Source organism: Cellulomonas massiliensis JC225 (assembly GCF_000312005.1).
Lineage (GTDB): Bacteria > Actinomycetota > Actinomycetes > Actinomycetales > Cellulomonadaceae > Cellulomonas > Cellulomonas massiliensis.
The window spans coordinates 510,559-512,111 of sequence record NZ_HE978588.1; the positions used below are offsets into that span (position 1 = coordinate 510,559).

A 1,553-nucleotide genomic window follows, 5' to 3' on the forward strand; every position below is an offset into this window, starting at 1 on the left:
GGGCGTCGCCGCGGGGCGGGACGCGGAGGGCCGGGCCTTCGACGGGCCGGAGGACGTGCGGGCGCGGCCCTTCGGCCGTCCGGGGCGGCTGCTGCTCACGCGGTCTCCTCGTTCTCGGGGCGGCCGCCGCCGGGGTGCGGGGCCGGGCGGCGTGCGGGCGTCACGGCTGCAGCGCGTCGTACTCCGCCTCGGCGGCGACGTCGTCGTCCACGTCGAGGCGCAGGTGCGCCAGCATCGTCTGGAGCGTGCGCAGGACGCTCGACGCCCGCTCGCCCCAGTCCGACAGGTAGGAGAACTGCCACCACCACAGGGCCTCGAGCACCTGGCCGTGCTCGTAGTGCCGCAGGCCCTGGGCCAGCGCGCCGGCGACCGCGACGAGGTCGCCCGAGATCGTCGCCGCGCCCACGTCGTCGCCCAGCAGCGGGTCGAGGACCTCGAGGTACTCGTCGACCCCCTCGAACACGTTCGCGAGGGCGACGCGCAGCGGGTCGACGTCCGGGTCCGGGCCGACGTCGGGCTCGAACCGCTCGGCGGGGACGACGTCCGTCGTCGCACCCAGCCGGGCGCCCGCCGCGAGGATGTCCGAGACCGCCAGCAGCAGCAGCGGCAGCGCCGCGTCGGGGTTGGCCCCCGCCGCCACCTCCGTCACCGTCGACAGGTAGCTGCGTGCCTCGTCGGCCACGGCGTGCGCGATCTCGCGGACGTCGCCCGCCTCGGTGTGCTCGGTCATCGCCGCCCTCCGTCAGGCGCTGATGCGCCGTCGTCCCTCGAACGCCCGGCCGAGCGTCACCTCGTCCGCGTACTCCAGGTCGCCGCCCACGGGCAGGCCCAGCGCCAGCCGGCTCACCGTGAGACCCATCGGCACCAGGAGGCGCGAGAGGTACGTCGCCGTCGCCTCGCCCTCGACGTTCGGGTCGGTCGCCAGGATCACCTCGGTGACCGTGCCGTCCGCCAGTCGCGTCATGAGCTGGGAGATGCGCAGGTCGTCGGGGCCGACGCCCGCGATCGGGTTGATGGCCCCGCCGAGCACGTGGTACCGGCCGCGGAACTCGCGGGTGCGCTCGATCGCGACGACGTCCTTCGGCTCCTCGACGACGCACAGCACCGTCGGCAGGCGCCGCGGGTCCTTGCACACGCGGCACAGGTCCTCCTGCGCGACGTTGCCGCACAGGTCGCAGAACCGCACCCGCGCCTTGACCTCGACGAGCGCGTCGGAGAGGCGGCGCACGTCGGCCGGGTCGGCCGCGAGGATGTGGAACGCGATGCGCTGGGCGCTCTTGGGACCGACGCCGGGCAGCCGCCCGAGCTCGTCGATCAGGTCCTGGACCGCGCCCTCGTACACGGTGCCAGCCTACGGCGTCGCGCCCACCGCGCCCGGGACCGCCCGGTCCCGGCGCGCGCCGCCTGGGGCCGCGGGCCTCCGTTTGCGTGGTGACTATGTCGCCCTGATGACGACAAAGCCCTCACACAACGGTGAGCGAGCTGGGCCCGGAGCGCGGCGGGGCGCGGAGCGCGGCGGGGCCGCCGGGCGGGCGGGCGCGGTGGGCGGGCGG

General features: G+C 76.0%; 2 protein-coding genes. Both read right to left on the bottom strand.

Translation table 11 applies throughout. The annotated features are described in order from the left end of the window. Positions 1-160: 160 nt before the first annotated feature. The gene (locus HGCM_RS02380; protein ID WP_019135289.1) at positions 161-730 is read right to left on the bottom strand and encodes a DUF5063 domain-containing protein; all 570 of its coding nucleotides are present in this window, start codon (positions 728-730) and stop codon (positions 161-163) included. Positions 731-742: 12 nt separating this feature from the next. Then, entirely contained in the window at positions 743-1,342 is a 600-nt protein-coding gene (gene recR / locus HGCM_RS02385) for a recombination mediator RecR (protein WP_019135290.1), read from the bottom strand. Positions 1,343-1,553: the final 211 nt, after the last annotated feature.